The following is a 16,377-nucleotide window of genomic DNA, read 5'->3' as shown; positions in this document are numbered from 1 at the left end:
TGTTACACTTCACGAACATTTTACTGATAAGCAGGCTCTGAGATGGTTGACGATTCACAAGACACAACGCACTTTGGCTTTCAGACTGTCGCCAAAGCGCAGAAAGCTGACATGGTGGCCCACGTATTTCATTCCGTGGCGGCGAAGTACGATGTGATGAATGACCTGATGTCGTTCGGCATTCATCGCTTGTGGAAGCGCTTCACTATCGACTGTAGCGGCGTGCGTCGTGGACAAACGGTGCTGGATTTAGCTGGTGGTACGGGCGATTTAACTGCAAAGTTCTCACGTCTTGTGGGCGAAACCGGTCGCGTTGTTCTGGCAGACATTAATGACTCCATGCTCAAAATGGGCCGCGAAAAGCTGCGTAACATCGGCGTGGTGGGGAATGTGGAATATGTGCAGGCCAACGCCGAAGCGCTGCCGTTCCCGGATAATACCTTTGACTGCATCACGATCTCCTTCGGTCTGCGTAACGTGACCGATAAAGAAAAAGCGCTGCGCTCCATGTATCGCGTGCTGAAGCCGGGTGGACGCCTGCTGGTGCTCGAATTCTCCAAACCGATTATCGAGCCGCTGAGCAAAGCTTACGACGCCTATTCCTTCCACGTGCTGCCGCGCATCGGTGAGCTGGTGGCTAACGACGCGGAAAGCTATCGCTATCTGGCGGAATCTATCCGTATGCACCCGGATCAAGACACCTTAAAAGCCATGATGCAGGATGCTGAATTCGAGAACGTTGAATATTTCAACCTGACGGCGGGTGTCGTCGCGCTGCACCGCGGTTACAAGTTCTGAGTGGAGGTGTCCCGTGCCCTTTAAACCCTTAGTCTCCGCAGGTATCGAAAACGTACTGAATGCCTTTCTCTATCGTGCGCCAGCGCTGAAAGCTGCGCGTCAGCGGCTAAACGGGAAGGTATTACGGATTGTTTTAAAAGAGTTCTCGACGCCGCTGGTGCTGGTCTTCAGCGAACGCCAGCTTGACGTTCTGGGGGCGTGGGAAGGTGACGCCGACTGCTCGGTCATCACGCACATGAGCGTGCTGCCAAAACTGCGCGATCGCCAGCAATTAACGGCACTTATCCGCAGCGGTGAGCTGGAAGTGGAAGGCGACATTCAGGTCGTGCAGAACTTCGTTGCGCTTACCGATCTGGCGGAGTTTGATCCGGCAGAGCTGCTCGCGCCGTTTATCGGTGACATTGCCGCGGAAGGCATCGGGAAGGTTCTTCATGGTGGCGCGTCCTTTGCGCGTAAAAGCCTGCTACGTCAGCAACGCTATGCGGCGGAAGTACTGACTGAAGAGTGGCGAATGGCCCCCGGACCGCTGGAAGTGGCATGGTTTGCGGAAGAAACCGCGGCTGTTGAACGTGCGGTTGATGCGTTAACCAAACGGCTGGAAAAACTGGAGGGCAAATGACGCCTGGTGAAATTCGGCGCCTCTACTTCATTATTCGTACCTTTTTGAGCTACGGGCTCGACGAGCTTATCCCTAAAATGCGCATCACGCTGCCGCTTCGTATCTGGCGGCGGATGCTGTTCTGGATGCCTAACCGCCATAAAGGTCAGCCGCTTGGCGAACGCCTGCGCCTGGCGCTGCAGGAGCTTGGCCCGGTATGGATTAAGTTCGGGCAGATGCTGTCGACCCGCCGCGATCTCTTTCCGCCGCACATTGCCGATGAACTGGCGATGCTGCAGGACCGTGTTGCCCCGTTTGACGGGGTGAGGGCGAAGAAACAGATCGAAGAGGCGATGGGTAATCTTCCCGTTGAAACCTGGTTTGACGATTTCGAAATAGAACCGCTGGCGTCGGCTTCTATTGCTCAGGTGCACACTGCGCGTCTGAAAGAAAACGGCAAAGAGGTGGTGATTAAGGTGATCCGCCCGGATATCCTGCCGATCATCAAAGCCGACATGAAGCTGATTTACCGTCTGGCCCGTTGGGTTCCGCGTTTATTACCTGATGGCCGCCGACTGCGCCCGATGGAAGTGGTGCGGGAATATGAAAAAACACTGATTGATGAGCTAAACCTGCTGCGCGAATCGGCAAACGCTATTCAGCTGCGTCGCAACTTTGAAAACAGCCCGATGCTTTATGTCCCTGAAGTCTATTCTGACTACTGCAGCCAGAACATGATGGTGATGGAGCGTATCTACGGTATTCCGGTTTCGGATGTGGTGGCCCTGGAGAAACAGGGAACGAACATGAAGCTGTTGGCCGAGCGTGGCGTGCAGGTCTTCTTCACCCAGGTGTTCCGCGACAGCTTTTTCCATGCGGACATGCACCCGGGCAATATCTTCGTGAGCTACGAGCACCCTGAGGATCCGAAGTATATCGGTATCGACTGCGGGATTGTGGGGTCGCTGAATAAAGAAGATAAACGGTATCTGGCCGAGAACTTCATCGCGTTCTTCAACCGCGACTACCGTAAGGTGGCCGAGCTGCACGTCGATTCCGGCTGGGTGCCGCCGGACACCAACGTCGAAGAGTTCGAGTTTGCGATCCGGACCGTTTGCGAACCGATTTTTGAAAAACCGCTGGCGGAAATCTCCTTCGGACATGTGCTGTTGAACCTGTTCAACACGGCTCGCCGCTTTAATATGGAAGTTCAGCCACAGCTAGTTTTACTTCAGAAAACACTACTTTACGTTGAGGGTGTAGGCCGACAGCTCTATCCTCAGTTAGACTTGTGGAAGACCGCGAAACCCTTCCTGGAATCCTGGATTAAGGATCAGGTTGGCATTCCGGCGCTGGTGCGCTCGCTGAAAGAGAAAGGCCCGTTCTGGATAGAAAAAATGCCTGAAATTCCTGAACTGGTTTACGACAGTTTGCGTCAGAGCAAGAACCTTCAGCACAGCATGGATAAAATCGCTCGCGAACTTCAGTCCAGCCGTGTTCGCCAGGGCCAGTCACGCTATCTCTTTGGGATTGGCGCAACGCTGCTGCTGAGCGGTACGCTGCTGCTGATCAACCGCCCGGAGTGGCAGATGATGCCCGCCTGGCTGATGGCCGCCGGGGTGGTTGTCTGGCTTGCCGGATGGCGAAAAACGCGCTGAGTTTGCGTCGCTATCGACAGGTCGCATACGTATAATGCGACCTGACTTATTAATCATCTATCCCTGAGGAACATGTATGGGTGGTATCAGTATCTGGCAATTGTTGATCATTGCCGTCATCGTCGTGCTGCTGTTTGGCACCAAAAAGCTCGGTTCTATTGGTTCCGATCTGGGCGCGTCTATCAAAGGCTTCAAAAAAGCGATGAGCGATGATGAGAGCAAGCAGGATAAAACCAGCCAGGACGCTGACTTTACTGCTAAATCCATCACCGACAAGCAAGAAGAAGCCAAAAAGGAAGACGCTAAACGCCACGATAAAGAGCAGGTGTAAGTCGTGTTCGACATTGGTTTTAGTGAGCTCCTGCTGGTCTTTGTGATTGGCCTGATCGTGCTGGGGCCTCAGCGTCTGCCGGTGGCGGTGAAAACCGTTGCGGGCTGGGTTCGTGCGCTGAGATCGCTGGCATCGACCGTTCAGAATGAACTGGCCCAGGAGCTTAAGCTGCAGGAATTTCAGGAAAGCCTGAAAAAGGTTGAGAAGGCGAGCATGGATAACCTGACGCCGGAACTGAAAGCGTCAATGGATGAGCTGCGCGAAGCGGCGGAATCCATGAAGCGCTCCTATAGCATCAACGATCCTGAAAAAGCGAGCGATGAAGCGAACACCATCCATAACCCGGTGGTGAAGGGCAGCGAAGAACAGCGTGAGGGCGTCACGCCTGCCAGCGCTGAACATCAGGCTGCTGCGCCTGAACAGACGCCGCAGGAAACCGAAGTGAAAAAGCAGGTGCAGCCGGAAAAGCCCGTGGTTAACGCTGCCGAGGCAAAGCCCGCCGCGCCCGTTTCCGAATCATCCCCCTCGTCGAGTGATAAAGCGTAAACATGGCTGTAGATGATACTCAACCGCTGATTACGCACCTCATAGAGCTGCGTAAGCGTCTGTTAAACTGCATTATTGCGGTTCTCGTTATTTTTCTATGCCTGGTCTATTTCGCCAACGATATCTACCAGGTGGTTTCTGCGCCGCTGATCAAGCAGATGCCGCTGGGCGCAACGATGATTGCAACAGACGTTGCTTCTCCGTTCTTTACCCCCATCAAGCTGACCTTCTGGGTGTCGTTGATTGCCTCTGCGCCCGTCATTCTGTACCAGGTGTGGGCCTTTGTGGCGCCGGCACTGTATAAGCACGAACGCAAGCTGGTCATTCCGCTGCTGGTATCCAGTTCGCTGCTGTTCTATATCGGCATGGCGTTTGCCTATTTCGTTGTCTTCCCGCTGGCCTTCGGCTTCCTGACGCATACCGCGCCGGAAGGCGTCCAGGTGTCGACGGATATCGCCAGCTATCTTAGCTTTGTGATGGCGCTGTTTATGGCGTTTGGGGTGGCATTCGAAGTGCCGGTGGCCATTGTGCTGCTCTGCTGGGTAGGGGTCACCACGCCGGATGACCTGCGTAAGAAGCGTCCGTATATCCTGGTCGGCGCCTTCGTTGTCGGCATGCTGTTGACCCCGCCGGATGTATTCTCCCAGACGCTGCTGGCCATACCGATGTACTGCCTGTTTGAGGTCGGCGTCTTCTTCTCACGGTTCTACGTGGGTAAAGGGCGTCGGTCGGATGACGAAGACGATACCTCCGACAAGACCACTGAAGAGTAAAACCAGCCGCCCGTCAGGGCGGTTGTTATATGGGGATTCGCATGTTTGATATCGGACTCAACCTGACCAGCTCGCAGTTTGCGAAAGATCGCGATGAAGTGGTTGCGCGCGCGTTTGCCGCCGGGGTGAAAGGACTGCTGCTGACGGGCACCAACCTGCATGAGAGCGAGCAGGCACAGCAGCTGGCGCAACGCTACGAACGCTGTTGGTCTACCGCTGGCGTGCATCCTCACGACAGCAGCCAGTGGACCCCGGAAAGCGGGGAAACCCTGCGCAGGCTGGCGAAGACACCAGAAGTGGTGGCGATTGGCGAATGCGGCCTCGATTTCAACCGTAACTTTTCCACGCCTGAAGAGCAGGAAAAGGCATTCACTGCCCAGCTTGCGCTGGCGGCAGAGCTTGAAATGCCCGTATTTATGCACTGCCGCGACGCGCATGAGCGTTTCCTGACTCTGCTGGATCCGTGGCTCGAGAAACTGCCCGGCGCGGTGCTGCACTGCTTCACCGGCTCACGGCAGGAGGCGCTGGAGTGCCTGGAGCGCGGGCTTTATCTGGGGATTACCGGCTGGGTTTGCGATGAGCGCCGCGGGCTTGAGCTTCGGGAGCTGCTACCGGCGATCCCGGCTGACCGGTTGCTCCTTGAAACGGATGCGCCCTATCTGCTCCCGCGCGATATGCAACCCAAACCGGCATCGCGACGCAATGAGCCCGCTTATCTGGGGCACATAGTTGAGCGTGTCGCGACGTGGCGCGGAGAGGATCCGCACTGGCTTTCCGCACAGACGGATGACAACGTGCGTAATCTGTTTGGGATAAACGTTTAAAGTTTGCGGAAGTCAGTGTTTTTAACGCTCTGCAGCACCTGCTTGTTCAGCAGATTAAGCAACAGCATAGAGCGCGCTTCCCCGTCCGGCTCGGCAAAAATCGCCTGAAGGCCTTCGAAAGCCCCTTCGGTAATCACGACGCTATCGCCCGTGTAGGGCGTTTCCGGGTCGGTAAGGTCTTCCGGCTGCTGATAAATCGACAGCTGGTGGATGACCGATGAGGGAACCGTCGCGGGGTGGGCGCCAAAGCGAACAAAATGGCTGACGCCGCGCGTGGCGCTGATGGTGGTGGTGTGGATCACCTCCGGATCGAACTCCACGAACAGGTAGTTCGGGAACAACGGCTCGCTAACGGTTGTGCGCTTCCCGCGCTGCATTTTTTCAAGCGTGATCACGGGCGTCAGGCAATTGACTGACTGACGTTCAAGATGTTCCTGCGCGCGCTGAAGTTGCCCGCGTTTGCAATACAGTAAATACCAGGCCTGCATAATCACTCTTTCCCTTAGTTCGGGGCGCAAGCATATCAAAACCCTGGCGGGATCGCTAAGTTGATTATAATGGGCGAAAATGGGACAGAACGCATAACTTCACGCTAATTTAACAAAATTACAGCATCAAGCAGTCTTACGCCGTATAATGAAGCGCTTACAGAGAGGCCATGATTAACTGCATGAAATACCACGATCTCCGCGACTTCCTGACGCTGCTGGAAAAGCAGGGTGAACTCAAACGTATAACACTTCCTGTTGATCCTTATCTGGAGATGACAGAAATTGCTGACCGCACCCTGCGTGCCGGTGGCCCCGCATTACTGTTTGAAAATCCGAAAGGGTACGCCATGCCGGTGCTGTGCAACCTGTTTGGTACACCGCGTCGCGTCGCACTGGGGATGGGGCAGGAAGACGTCACGGCCCTGCGTGAAGTCGGTAAGCTGCTGGCCTTCCTGAAAGAGCCGGAGCCGCCGAAAGGCTTCCGCGATCTGTTCGACAAGCTGCCGCAGTTTAAGCAGGTGCTAAACATGCCCACCAAACGCCTGCGCGGCGCGCCCTGCCAGCAGAAGGTGCTGGAAGGCGATGCGGTTGATTTGACTAAAATCCCTATCATGCAGTGCTGGCCGGAAGATGCCGCGCCGCTGATCACCTGGGGACTGACCGTCACGCGCGGTCCGCACAAAGAGCGCCAGAATCTTGGTATTTACCGCCAGCAGTTGATTGGCAAGAATAAGCTCATCATGCGCTGGCTGTCGCATCGCGGCGGCGCGCTCGATTTCCAGGAGTGGTGTGCTGCGCGTCCGGGTGAACGTTTCCCGGTGTCTGTCGCGCTCGGCGCCGATCCGGCCACCATTCTCGGGGCCGTCACGCCCGTACCGGATACGCTCTCGGAATATGCCTTTGCAGGCCTGCTGCGCGGAACGAAAACGGAAGTCGTGAAGTGTATCTCAAACGATCTCGAAGTTCCGGCCAGTGCAGAAATTGTGCTGGAAGGTTACATTGAGCAGGGTGAACTGGCGCCAGAAGGCCCTTACGGCGACCACACCGGCTATTACAACGAAGTGGATAACTTCCCGGTGTTTACCGTGACGCACATTACGCAGCGTGAAGATGCGATTTATCACTCCACGTATACCGGGCGTCCACCGGATGAACCGGCAGTATTGGGCGTGGCGCTGAATGAAGTGTTTGTGCCGATCCTGCAAAAGCAGTTCCCGGAAATTGTTGATTTTTATCTGCCGCCTGAAGGATGCTCGTATCGCCTGGCTGTGGTCACGATGAAGAAGCAGTATCCTGGTCACGCGAAACGCGTGATGATGGGCGTGTGGTCTTTCCTGCGCCAGTTTATGTATACCAAATTTGTTATTGTCTGCGATGATGACGTTAACGCCCGCGACTGGAATGACGTAATCTGGGCTATTACCACGCGAATGGACCCGGCGCGCGATACGGTGTTAGTCGAAAACACGCCGATAGATTACCTGGATTTTGCCTCGCCGGTTTCCGGCCTTGGCTCAAAAATGGGACTGGATGCCACAAATAAATGGCCTGGCGAAACCGATCGTGAATGGGGTCGCCCGATCAAAAAAGATCCTGCTGTGACCGCGCGCATTGATGCGATCTGGGACGAACTGGCCATAATGAATAACGGTAAACCCTGAGCTGACCGTTAAGCCCTATAGACTTCCCGACAGAGAGAGCGAATGACAACCTTAAGCTGTAAAGTGACCTCGGTAGATGCCATCACCGACACCGTATATCGCGTCCGTTTAGTGCCAGAAGCGCCATTCTCTTTCCGCGCGGGTCAGTATCTGATGGTCGTGATGGATGAGCGTGATAAGCGTCCTTTCTCTATGGCCTCAACGCCAGCGGAGCAGGAATTTATTGAGCTTCATATTGGTGCGTCAGAGCTTAACCTGTATGCGATGGCCGTCATGGACCGCATTCTGAAAGAGCGCGAGATAGTGGTGGATATTCCGCACGGCGAGGCATGGTTACGTGATGACGAAGACCGTCCACTGATCCTGATCGCTGGTGGTACAGGCTTCTCCTACGTGCGCTCTATTCTGTTGACCGCACTGGCGCGTAACCCGGAACGTGATATCACCATCTACTGGGGCGGCCGCGAAGAGAAGCACCTGTATGACCTGTCCGAACTCGAAGCGCTGAGCGTCACCCATCCTAACCTGCGCATTGAGCCGGTGGTTGAGCAGCCGGAAGAGGGCTGGCGCGGGCGTAGCGGTACGGTACTGACGGCAGTGCTGCAGGATCACGGTACGCTGGCAGGACATGACATCTATATTGCAGGGCGTTTCGAGATGGCGAAAATCGCCCGCGATCTGTTCTGTAACGAACGTGATGCGCGTGAAGACCGCCTGTTTGGCGATGCGTTTGCCTTCATTTAAATAAAAAAACCCGCCCCTGACAGGCGGGAAGAACGGCAACTAAACTGTTTCTCTTCGCCAGTGACACGACTGGCGGCGAGGTACCTCTCGTAGGCCGGGAAAGCGCAGCGCCTCCCGGTAAAAGCCCGATGGGGCGATGCTTATCGGGCCTACGTTATAGCCTTACACTCTCTCAAACACCGTCGCGATACCCTGACCCAGACCGATACACATCGTTGCCAGACCAAACTGGGCATCTTTGCGTTCCATCAGGTTGATCAGCGTCGTGCTGATACGCGCCCCGGAACAGCCCAGCGGGTGTCCGAGGGCGATCGCGCCGCCGTTGAGGTTAATCTTCTCGTCGATCTGCTCCATCAGCCCCAGATCTTTAATGCACGGCAGGATCTGCGCGGCGAACGCTTCGTTCATCTCAAACAGATCGATGTCGCTGGCGGTTAATCCCGCTTTTTTCAGCGCCAGCTTTGAAGCCGGAACCGGGCCGTAGCCCATGATCGACGGATCGCAGCCCACGACCGCCATCGAACGCACGCGGGCGCGAGGCGTTAATCCCAGCTCGCGGGCGCGACTTTCGCTCATCACCAGCATCGCGGCGGCGCCGTCGGACAACGCCGACGAGGTCCCTGCCGTGACCGTACCGGTGACGGGGTCAAACGCCGGACGCAGGGTGGAAAGCGCTTCGACGGTGGTTTCCGGGCGAATGACTTCATCGTAGCAGAACTGCTTCAGAACGCCGTCTGCATCGTGGCCGCCGGTCGGGATGATCTCGTTCTTAAAGGCACCGGACTGCGTGGCGGCCCAGGCGCGAGCGTGAGAGCGCGCGGCAAAGGCATCCTGCATTTCGCGGCTGATGCCGTGCAGGCGGGAGAGCATCTCGGCGGTCAGGCCCATCATCCCCGCAGCTTTCGCCACGTTGCGGCTCATGCCGGGATGGAAGTCGACCCCGTGGCTCATCGGGACGTGACCCATGTGCTCGACGCCGCCCACCAGGCAGGCCTGCGCATCGCCGGTCATGATCATGCGGGCCGCGTCGTGCAGCGCCTGCATTGACGAACCGCACAGGCGGTTGACGGTGACGGCCGGAACCGAATGCGGGATCTCCGCCAGCAGTGACGCGTTGCGGGCGATGTTGAAGCCCTGCTCCAGGGTCTGCTGCACGCAGCCCCAGTAGATATCGTCCAGCGCAGCCGGATCCAGCGCCGGGTTACGCGCCAGCAGGCTACGCATCAGGTGCGCGGAGAGGTCTTCCGCACGCACGTTACGGAACGCGCCGCCTTTTGAACGGCCCATCGGGGTGCGAATCGCATCAACAATGACAACCTTTTCCATTGTGACTCCTTAAGCCGTTTTCAGCTCGCCAACCGGACGGGCTGGCTCAACTGCGGGATAGTAGGGTTCGTTATGGCGCGCTTTGTTACGCAGCCCTTCCGGCACTTCATACAGCGGGCCGAGGTGCTGATACTGCTGGGCCATATCGAGATAGCGGGCGCTGCCGAGCGTGTCCAGCCAGCGGAACGCGCCGCCGTGGAACGGAGGGAAGCCGAGGCCATACACCAGCGCCATGTCGGCTTCTGCCGGGCTGGCGATAATGCCTTCTTCGAGGCAACGCACCACTTCGTTAATCATCGGGATCATCATCCGGGCGATGATTTCATCGTCGGTGAAGTCGCGTTTTGGCTGACTGACGTCGGCCAGCAGGCCATCCACCGCCGGATCTTCTTCTTTCTTCGGTTTGCCTTTGCTGTCTTCTTTATAGCGCCAGAAGCCCAGGCCGTTTTTCTGACCGAAGCGGTTAGCGTCGAACAGCGCGTCAATCGCGTCGCGATAGTCTTTCTGCATGCGCTGCGGGAAACCTGCCGCCATCACCGCCTGGGCGTGGTGGGCGGTATCAATGCCCACAACGTCCAGCAGATACGCCGGGCCCATCGGCCAGCCGAACTGTTTTTCCATCACTTTGTCGATTTTGCGGAAGTCCGCGCCGTCGCGCAGCAGCTGGCTAAAACCGGCGAAGTAAGGGAACAGCACGCGGTTGACGAAGAAGCCCGGGCAGTCGTTAACGACGATCGGCGTTTTGCCCATCTTGCTGGCCCATGCCACCACTTTGGCGATGGTGTCGTCTGAGGTTTTTTCCCCGCGGATCACTTCGACCAGCGGCATACGGTGTACCGGGTTGAAGAAGTGCATACCGCAGAAGTTTTCCGGACGCTTCAGCACGCTCGCCAGTTCGCTGATTGGAATGGTGGAGGTGTTAGAGGCCAGAACGGTACCCGGGCGAACCTTGTCTTCCGTTTCCGCCAGCACCGCTTTTTTCACTTTCGGATTCTCGACGACGGCTTCGACCACCACGTCGACACGATCGAAACCGCTGTATTCCAGCACGGGCTGAATGGTGGAGATCACGCCTGCGAGCTTCAGTCCGTCAATTTTTCCGCGTTCCAGCTGTTTATTCAGCAGCTTGGCCGCTTCGGTCATGCCCAGCGTCAGGGATTTCTCGTTGATGTCTTTCATCACCACCGGCACGCCTTTCCAGGCAGACTGGTAGGCGATGCCGCCACCCATAATGCCCGCGCCGAGTACCGCCGCATGTTTTGGCGTCTCAACGTTTTTGGTCAGCTGTTTGGCTTTCCCTTTTACGAACTGATCGTTCAGGAAGATACCGACCAGCGCGCGCGCTTCATTGGTGTGCGCCAGCGGGACAAAGCTCTGATTTTCGAGCTTCAGCGCTTCATCGCGCCCGAAACGGGCAGCCGCTTCAATGGTTTTCACCGCCGCGATCGGCGCCGGGTAGTGTTTACCCGCCGTCTGCATCACCATGCCTTTGGCGATGGTGAAGCTCATGGTGGCTTCAATCTTGCTGAGTTTTAACGGTTCCAGCTTCGGCTGGCGTTTGGCCTTCCAGTCGAGCTCGCCGCTAATGGCCTGACGCAGAATGGCGAGTGCGCCTTCAATAAGCTTCTCCGGTTTCACGACGCCGTCGACCAGGCCAATTTTCTGCGCCTGTTCGGCGCCGACGTCTTTACCCGCGGCAATGATCTCCAGCGCGCTGTCGGCGCCCAGCATGCGCGGCATACGGACGGAGCCGCCAAAGCCCGGCATGATGCCCAGCTTGGTTTCCGGCAGGCCGATGCGCAGATCCGGCGTCGCCAGGCGGTAGTCGGTCGCGAGCACGCACTCACAGCCGCCGCCCAGCGCATAGCCGTTAACGGCGGAAATGGTCGGGACAGGCAGATCTTCCAGACGATTAAAGACGCTATTGGCAAAGTGCAGCCACTGGCTCAGCTGTTCTTCAGGCACCAGGAAGAGCGAAAGGAATTCGGTGATATCGGCACCGACGATAAAGGCCGCTTTGTTCGAGCGCAGCAGCAGCCCTTTTAATTCAGTTTGTTTTTCCAGAACATCCAGCGCCTGGCCAAGACTGGCCACCGTCGCGGTATCGAGCTTATTGACTGAGCCGGGGGCATCGAACACGAGTTCGGCAATGCCATCTTCCAGCCAGTTGAGGTACAGGGTGTCGCCTTTGTAGAGCATGTCAGTCTCCTGAATCCAGCAAGTGGATCTGGTCATACCAGATGAGTCGGAGTGTGGGATTTATGTTAATAAAATGCAAATTACTCATTAAGAAATTGCTGCATTGATCACGGTCGGTGGAAATCACGCAGGCGGAGTGAGGTGTGCTAAGATGCGATGACTTGAGGTCAAAAAACGAAAGGAATAATGATGGACTCACTGGCTTCGCTTTATAAAAATCATATCGTTACCCTACAGGAACGTACCCGCGATGTACTGGCCCGCTTTAAGCTGGATGCGCTGCTGATCCACTCCGGCGAGCTGATGAATACCTTTCTGGATGACCACGCTTATCCGTTTAAGGTGAACCCACAGTTTAAGGCCTGGGTGCCGGTGACGCAGGTTCCCAACTGCTGGCTGCTGGTGGATGGTGTGAACAAGCCGAAACTGTGGTTCTACCTGCCGGTCGATTACTGGCACAACGTTGAGCCGCTGCCGACCTCTTTCTGGACGGAAGAAATTGAGGTCATTGCGCTGCCAAAAGCGGACGGCATTGGCGGCCAGCTGCCTGCCGCGCGTGGCAACATCGCTTATATTGGCCCTGTTCCGGAGCGTGCATTAAGCCTGGATATTGCGGCAGACAAGCTCAACCCGAAAGGGGTGCTGGATTACCTCCACTATTACCGCGCGTATAAAACCGACTACGAACTTTACTGCATGCGTGAAGCGCAAAAGACCGCGGTAAACGGTCACCGTGCGGCGCATGAAGCCTTCCAGTCCGGCATGAGCGAGTTCGACATCAACCAGGCGTACCTGACCGCCACCGGTCATCGCGACACCGACGTGCCGTACAGCAACATTGTCGCGCTCAACGAGCACGCGTCCGTCCTGCACTACACCAAACTGGATCACCAGGTTCCTTCAGAAATGCGCAGCTTCCTGCTGGACGCAGGGGCAGAGTACAACGGCTACGCGGCCGATCTGACCCGTACCTGGGCGGCAAATGCGGATACCGATTTTGCACAGCTAATCAAAGACGTGAACGATGAACAGCTGGCGCTGATTGGCACCATGAAGGCGGGAACCAGCTATGTGGACTACCACATCCAGTTCCATCAGCGCATTGCTAAACTGCTGCGTAAGCATCAGGTTGTGAAAGACATGAGCGAAGAGGCGATGGTCGAGAACGATCTGACCGGGCCATTTATGCCGCACGGTATCGGCCACCCGCTGGGCCTGCAGGTGCACGACGTTGCAGGCTTTATGCAGGATGATACCGGTACGCACCTGGCGGCACCGTCTAAATATCCTTACCTGCGCTGCACCCGTATTCTGGAGCCGCGCATGGTGTTGACGATTGAACCGGGGATCTACTTTATCGAATCCCTGCTGGCGCCGTGGCGTGAAGGCCAGTTCAGCAAGCACTTCAACTGGGCAAAAATTGACGCGCTGAAGCCGTTTGGCGGCATTCGTATCGAAGATAACGTGGTGATTCACGAAAACGGTATCGAGAATATGACGCGAGACCTGAAGCTGGCCTGATGGAAAGCTGGCTGATACCGGCTGAACCGGTCACCTTTGTTGAGGAAATCAAGAAAAGCCGCTTTATTACGCTGCTGGCGCATACCGACGGCGTAGAGGCGGCAAAAGCGTTTGTCGATTCCGTCCGGGCTGAGCATCCTGACGCCCGTCACCACTGCGTGGCGTGGGTAGCAGGGCCGCCGGACGATTCGCAGCAGCTGGGGTTTTCCGATGACGGTGAACCGGCGGGCACGGCCGGTAAACCCATGCTCTCGCAGCTGATGGGTAGCGGCGTGGGTGAAATTACCGCCGTGGTGGTGCGCTACTACGGCGGCATCCTGTTAGGTACGGGTGGGCTGGTAAAAGCGTATGGCGGCGGCGTTCAGCAGGCACTGAATATCCTGAAGACCACCCGCAAAACGCCTCTCACCGAATATACTTTGTTATGCGATTACGCCCAGCTCTCGGGTATTGAAGCGCTGCTGAGGCAGTTTAACGGTGTCATCGCACACAGTGAATATCAGGCGATGGTGCAATTACGCGTGGCGCTTCCTCAGGCGGAACTGGCTGCTTTTTCAGCAAAACTGGCTGATTTTAGTCGTGGTTCGTTGCAATTGCTGCCGATTGAAGAATAATCCCCACCTCACTTTTGAATACCAAAGGAAGCGGCAGAGATGCATTTTCGTGCCATAACCCGAATCGTTGGACTGCTGGTCATACTCTTTTCCGGGACGATGATTATCCCTGGACTGGTGGCGCTTATCTACCGGGACGGGGCGGGGCGGGCATTTACCCAGACCTTCTTTGTCGCGCTGGCGATCGGCTCCCTGCTGTGGTGGCCGAACCGTCGTCAGAAAGGTGAGCTGAAATCTCGCGAAGGCTTTCTGATTGTGGTCCTATTCTGGACGGTGTTGGGGAGCGTCGGTTCGTTGCCCTTTATCTTCTCTGAACAGCCTAACCTGAGCATCACGGATGCCTTTTTTGAATCCTTCTCCGGCTTAACGACGACCGGGGCCACGACGCTGGTGGGGCTGGATTCGCTGCCGCACGCGATTCTCTTTTATCGCCAGATGCTGCAGTGGTTTGGCGGTATGGGGATCATCGTCCTGGCGGTGGCCATCCTGCCGATTCTGGGCGTCGGGGGGATGCAGCTCTATCGCGCCGAAATGCCAGGACCGCTGAAAGATAACAAGATGCGGCCGCGTATTGCCGAGACGGCGAAAACCCTGTGGCTGATTTATGTCTTGCTGACGGTAGCCTGTGCGCTGGCGCTATGGTTTGCCGGGATGCCTGCGTTTGATGCTATCGGACACAGTTTTGCGACGATTGCCATCGGCGGGTTCTCCACCCACGATGCCAGCGTGGGCTATTTCGACAGCCCAACGATTAACACTATCATTGCCATTTTCCTGCTGATCTCCGGCTGTAACTACGGCCTGCATTTCTCTTTACTGAGCGGGCGCAGCCTGAAGGTGTACTGGCGTGACCCTGAGTTCCGCATGTTCATTGGGGTCCAGCTGACGCTGGTGATCATCTGTACGCTGGTGCTGTGGTTCCATGATGTCTATAACTCCGCGTTGACCACGCTAAACCAGGCCTTCTTCCAGGTGGTGTCGATGGCGACGACCGCCGGGTTTACCACGGACAGCATCGCCCGTTGGCCGCTGTTCCTGCCGGTGCTTCTGCTCTGTTCCGCGTTTATCGGCGGCTGTGCGGGGTCGACGGGCGGTGGTCTGAAGGTGATCCGTATTCTGCTGCTGTTCAAGCAGGGCAACCGTGAGCTGAAGCGTCTCGTCCACCCCAATGCGGTCTACAGCATCAAGCTGGGGAACCGCGCGCTGCCGGAACGTATCCTCGAAGCGGTGTGGGGATTCTTCTCGGCGTATGCGCTGGTCTTTATCGTCAGTATGCTGGCGATTATCGCGACGGGAGTGGATGATTTCTCCGCCTTTGCGTCCGTCGTCGCAACATTGAATAACCTCGGGCCTGGCCTGGGCGTGGTGGCGGATAACTTTGCCAGTATGAACCCGGTCGCGAAATGGATCCTCATCGCCAATATGCTGTTTGGTCGTCTTGAGGTCTTTACGCTGCTGGTGCTGTTCACCCCTACATTCTGGCGCGAGTAAGGAGCCGTTGATGAAAACATTGATTCTTTTCTCTACGCGAGACGGACAAACGCGTGAGATTGCCGCATACCTTGCATCGGAATTAAAAGAGTTGGGTATTTACTCGGATGTGGTGAACCTGAACCGTGCGGAACAGATTGCCTGGCAGGATTACGACCGCGTGGTGATTGGTGCATCTATTCGTTACGGGCATTTCCATCCGGCGCTGGATCGCTTTGTGAAAAAGCACACGGCAGTACTCAACAAAATGCCAGGCGCGTTTTACTCGGTCAATCTGGTTGCGCGTAAAGCGGAGAAGCGCACGCCACAGACCAACAGCTACACGCGCAAGTTTTTACTCAGCTCGCCGTGGCAGCCAGACCTGTGCGCCGTTTTTGCCGGCGCGCTGCGCTACCCTCGCTACCGCTGGTATGACCGCTTTATGATCCGTCTAATTATGAAGATGACGGGGGGAGAAACCGATACGCGTAAAGAAGTGGTTTATACCGACTGGTCGCAGGTAGCCAGTTTTGCGCGGGAAATCGCACATTTAACGGGCGATTCGCGACTTAAATAAGCGTTAAGTTTGAAAAGTGAGCGAACGAAAAGTTTTTTGTATTTTGTGCTTGTCACTTCAGAATAACTCCCTATAATGCGCCTCCACTGACACGGAACAACGGCACACACGCCGCCGGGTCAGCAGAGAAAAGCGAAAATAAACGCTTGACTCTGAAGCGGGAAAGCGTAATATGCACACCCCGCGCCGCAGCGAAAACGAAGCGGCACTGCTCTTTAACAATTTATCAGACAATCTGTGTGGGCA

General features: G+C 56.4%; 16 protein-coding genes. 13 read left to right on the top strand and 3 right to left on the bottom strand.

All coding sequences use genetic code 11. From position 1 onward, the window contains the following. Positions 1 to 42 precede the first annotated feature (42 nt). The 7 genes from ubiE (at position 43) to tatD (ending at position 5,528) form a co-directional block, all read left to right on the top strand. Complete coding sequence (gene ubiE / locus FHC48_RS17225) at positions 43 to 798, top strand: bifunctional demethylmenaquinone methyltransferase/2-methoxy-6-polyprenyl-1,4-benzoquinol methylase UbiE (protein WP_008501525.1); 756 nt, start codon at positions 43 to 45, stop codon at positions 796 to 798. 13 nt (positions 799 to 811) lie between these two features. Next, positions 812 to 1,417, top strand: a complete 606-nt coding sequence (gene ubiJ / locus FHC48_RS17220) for a ubiquinone biosynthesis protein UbiJ (RefSeq protein WP_008501524.1) — start codon at positions 812 to 814, stop codon at positions 1,415 to 1,417. Further along, complete coding sequence (gene ubiB / locus FHC48_RS17215) at positions 1,414 to 3,054, top strand: ubiquinone biosynthesis regulatory protein kinase UbiB (protein WP_008501523.1); 1,641 nt, start codon at positions 1,414 to 1,416, stop codon at positions 3,052 to 3,054. The genes ubiJ and ubiB overlap by 4 nt, the downstream gene beginning before the upstream one ends. Positions 3,055 to 3,130: 76 nt before the next feature. Further along, positions 3,131 to 3,385: a Sec-independent protein translocase subunit TatA gene (tatA, locus tag FHC48_RS17210; RefSeq protein ID WP_008501522.1), complete on the top strand. Its 255-nt coding sequence runs from the start codon at positions 3,131 to 3,133 to the stop codon at positions 3,383 to 3,385. Between the two features lie 3 nt (positions 3,386 to 3,388). Then, the gene (gene tatB / locus FHC48_RS17205) at positions 3,389 to 3,931 is read left to right on the top strand and encodes a Sec-independent protein translocase protein TatB (RefSeq protein WP_008501521.1); all 543 of its coding nucleotides are present in this window, start codon (positions 3,389 to 3,391) and stop codon (positions 3,929 to 3,931) included. 2 nt (positions 3,932 to 3,933) lie between these two features. Beyond that, a complete protein-coding gene (gene tatC, locus FHC48_RS17200; protein ID WP_008501520.1) occupies positions 3,934 to 4,704 on the top strand; it encodes a Sec-independent protein translocase subunit TatC in 771 nt (256 codons plus the stop codon). Positions 4,705 to 4,745: 41 nt separating this feature from the next. Beyond that, on the top strand, positions 4,746 to 5,528 hold the full coding sequence (gene tatD, locus FHC48_RS17195) for a 3'-5' ssDNA/RNA exonuclease TatD (protein WP_059359206.1): 783 nt from the start codon (positions 4,746 to 4,748) through the stop codon (positions 5,526 to 5,528). Here tatD and rfaH read toward each other — a convergent pair. After that, positions 5,525 to 6,016, bottom strand: coding sequence for a transcription/translation regulatory transformer protein RfaH (gene rfaH, locus FHC48_RS17190; RefSeq protein ID WP_008501518.1), 492 nt, complete (start codon positions 6,014 to 6,016; stop codon positions 5,525 to 5,527). The two genes, tatD and rfaH, sit on opposite strands and share 4 nt — an antisense overlap. 170 nt (positions 6,017 to 6,186) lie before the next feature. Between rfaH and ubiD the strand changes: the two genes are divergently transcribed. Both ubiD and fre read left to right on the top strand, forming a co-directional pair. Then, positions 6,187 to 7,680 carry a 4-hydroxy-3-polyprenylbenzoate decarboxylase gene (gene ubiD, locus FHC48_RS17185; protein ID WP_008501517.1) on the top strand — a complete coding sequence of 498 codons (1,494 nt, stop codon included), beginning with the start codon at positions 6,187 to 6,189 and terminating at the stop codon, positions 7,678 to 7,680. Between the two features lie 42 nt (positions 7,681 to 7,722). Then, positions 7,723 to 8,424, top strand: coding sequence for an NAD(P)H-flavin reductase (fre, locus tag FHC48_RS17180; RefSeq protein WP_021242862.1), 702 nt, complete (start codon positions 7,723 to 7,725; stop codon positions 8,422 to 8,424). Positions 8,425 to 8,586: 162 nt separating this feature from the next. On the opposite strand, the gene fadA is transcribed toward fre, so the two are convergent. Together fadA and fadB are read right to left on the bottom strand one after the other, a co-directional pair. Next, positions 8,587 to 9,750, bottom strand: coding sequence for an acetyl-CoA C-acyltransferase FadA (fadA, locus tag FHC48_RS17175; RefSeq protein ID WP_059364960.1), 1,164 nt, complete (start codon positions 9,748 to 9,750; stop codon positions 8,587 to 8,589). A gap of 9 nt (positions 9,751 to 9,759) precedes the next feature. Continuing rightward, positions 9,760 to 11,949: a fatty acid oxidation complex subunit alpha FadB gene (gene fadB, locus FHC48_RS17170; RefSeq protein WP_059364959.1), complete on the bottom strand. Its 2,190-nt coding sequence runs from the start codon at positions 11,947 to 11,949 to the stop codon at positions 9,760 to 9,762. A 189-nt stretch (positions 11,950 to 12,138) separates the two neighbouring features. On the opposite strand from fadB, the gene pepQ reads away from it, so the two are divergent. Genes pepQ through hemG form a run of 4 tightly spaced genes read left to right on the top strand, consistent with a single transcriptional unit; the run spans position 12,139 to position 16,131 of the window. Further along, a complete protein-coding gene (gene pepQ, locus FHC48_RS17165) occupies positions 12,139 to 13,470 on the top strand; it encodes a Xaa-Pro dipeptidase (protein ID WP_023326274.1) in 1,332 nt (443 codons plus the stop codon). Continuing rightward, positions 13,470 to 14,084, top strand: coding sequence for an IMPACT family protein (locus tag FHC48_RS17160; RefSeq protein WP_059364958.1), 615 nt, complete (start codon positions 13,470 to 13,472; stop codon positions 14,082 to 14,084). The genes pepQ and FHC48_RS17160 overlap by 1 nt, the downstream gene beginning before the upstream one ends. Positions 14,085 to 14,123: 39 nt before the next feature. Continuing rightward, positions 14,124 to 15,575, top strand: coding sequence for a Trk system potassium transporter TrkH (gene trkH, locus FHC48_RS17155; RefSeq protein WP_008501511.1), 1,452 nt, complete (start codon positions 14,124 to 14,126; stop codon positions 15,573 to 15,575). A 10-nt stretch (positions 15,576 to 15,585) separates the two neighbouring features. Then, entirely contained in the window at positions 15,586 to 16,131 is a 546-nt protein-coding gene (gene hemG / locus FHC48_RS17150) for a menaquinone-dependent protoporphyrinogen IX dehydrogenase (RefSeq protein ID WP_008501510.1), read from the top strand. Positions 16,132 to 16,377 lie beyond the last annotated feature (246 nt).

The organism is Enterobacter sp. EC_50 (assembly GCF_019584525.1).
GTDB lineage: Bacteria > Pseudomonadota > Gammaproteobacteria > Enterobacterales > Enterobacteriaceae > Enterobacter > Enterobacter roggenkampii.
The sequence above is the reverse complement of the archived record's forward strand: the minus strand, read 5'-3'. Positions and strand labels throughout refer to the sequence as shown.